Genomic DNA, 1,879 nt, shown 5'->3' on the forward strand with positions numbered 1-1,879 from the left:
TTCATCCGCAAGCCACCCCAACCGCCCGCCCTGCCGACCTTCAGGGCCATCAACTCACCCTCGAAGGAGGAAGAACCGACTCGCTAAACCACCGAAAATCGTGTCTCAGAAACGTTGACAGGTTCCGCAGGGTCAGTATACTAATTGCGCGAAATCTTCTACATCAAATGAAAGGATTTGCGCAATGAAAGATCCTGTTGAATCAACACCTATGTTGTACAGTTCTGAACTTCAAGATAATTCAGAGATGGATCTTGAAGTGACCAAGCCTGGATATGCTTACAGCACGTTTCCATGGATAGTGGACCAGCCTGAATGATTGTAGGCTGCGAGGATAGTGGTAGTTTTGCGGGTCGCGTCTCGGATTGAGCTGAGATCAATTGATTCGCGGATTACCAATAGTGGAGGCATGGTGCGGGCGGCGGTGGACATTGAAGCGGTCGCGAGGCGAGGTTTGCAACACTGGGATTGCGACAGCGACGGCATTCGCTCGATGGCGTCGATCTGGCAAGCGGAGTTGTTACGCAGATTAATCACGACCGCGATCTCGGTTGCCCGCACCACGGCTCCCGGCGATGAATTGAGTGCGTGGCATGAACTTCTTGACCACCGCAACGAACTGACCTGGAGCACTCCCGAAGATGTGTCGTTGGTATTTGGCGGCGTGATGGACCCTTCGGCTCGCATCGATGCGTTGAGGCGGCTTACCGCGCGACGAGGACGGATGGTGCCGGCGTCTTTGCGCTACCTCGCCGATTCGCCGGCACCGCAATGGGCCAAGACTGCCATGGAAGAGATAGCGCAGGATCAACGGTTCGGCGGCCGTCCTGAGATGATCGAGCCCGTCGTCGGTGACATCAGCCAGCGCCGCGCGCAATCCCAGTACGTTTTGGGTCTCATCGAAGCCGTCTGGCCAGAACTCGCACTCGAACGTCACCTCCTGGTAAGGGAGGTAGTGTTCCTAAAGGGATGCACCGGACTCTCATCGACTATCCCTGGCGCTTTAGGGGCTGTCTTCATTGGCCAGCCGGAACCTGACATCGGGTTGTACCTGACCTGGATACACGAGATCAGCCACCATGCCCTCCACGTCCGCATGGCATTTGACCGTTTGGTGGTAAATGGCGAAGACCGTGCCCCATCTGCGCTCCGAGCAGAACCGCGGCTCCTCGTCGGCCATTTTCACCAGGTGTTCGTTCTTGCACGCATGTGTCAAGGCGTGCAGCGTCTTCTACCGCACTTAAGCGGCGCGGATGTGTCACCGGCCCGGCAGCGACTAGAGCTGCTTACCAGTAAATTCGGTCTTGGCATAAACGCGCTGCGCAAACACGCCGTCTTTACCCCGGTCGGAGGGCGGCTAGCCGACGACCTTGAGCGTTATCACCATCGGTTGGTCAATGAAGTTAAATAACCCGTGATCGAGCAACAGCGTGTTCTTGACAACACAAGGGTCAGCGTCATCGCGCGTCATCGGGTGACACTGGAATCGTTGGCGATCTGCTCCATCGTCACACCGTCGTCGCGGGGGCCATGACCCCGCGTGTTGGACACGCTTAATCCCGGTGTCAGACCGGGGGAAGCGAGAGGATCTGACTCGATGGCAAAGAAGAATTGCAGTGAAGAGTTCCCCTCTCTGTCAACCTTGAGTGAGACACTTCGACCCGAAATATTTACTGAGCCTGACCTGAGTTAGGACATTTGGTTTAGTAAGCCACTTTGATGCCGAGGTGGGCGAGGATTGTCCGCTGGGGCTCAGGGATTTCGGGTGGGAAGGTCTGACTGGCGCCGTTGATGGTGATGGTCGCTGAGCGCAGCGGTCGCAGTTGCTTGATGATGTTGGCGATGGCCAGCCCACTGCGTTCCTGAATGCAGTGCGCGA

2 protein-coding genes and 1 pseudogene are annotated in these 1,879 nt (G+C 56.6%); 2 read left to right on the forward strand and 1 reads right to left on the reverse strand.

Going from position 1 to position 1,879, the window contains the following annotated elements; translation table 11 throughout:
• The first annotated feature begins 184 nt into the window (after positions 1–184).
• Positions 185–319, forward strand: a complete 135-nt coding sequence (locus EET13_RS32510) for a hypothetical protein (protein ID WP_280177754.1) — start codon at positions 185–187, stop codon at positions 317–319.
• 90 nt (positions 320–409) lie between these two features.
• Complete coding sequence (locus EET13_RS29595) at positions 410–1,411, forward strand: aKG-HExxH-type peptide beta-hydroxylase (RefSeq protein WP_122445558.1); 1,002 nt, start codon at positions 410–412, stop codon at positions 1,409–1,411.
• Positions 1,412–1,703: 292 nt separating this feature from the next.
• Here EET13_RS29595 and EET13_RS32160 read toward each other — a convergent pair.
• A pseudogene (locus EET13_RS32160) lies at positions 1,704–1,879 on the reverse strand (IS1634 family transposase); the annotation flags it as partial.

This window comes from Mycobacterium attenuatum, assembly GCF_900566085.1.
Taxonomy (GTDB): domain Bacteria; phylum Actinomycetota; class Actinomycetes; order Mycobacteriales; family Mycobacteriaceae; genus Mycobacterium; species Mycobacterium attenuatum.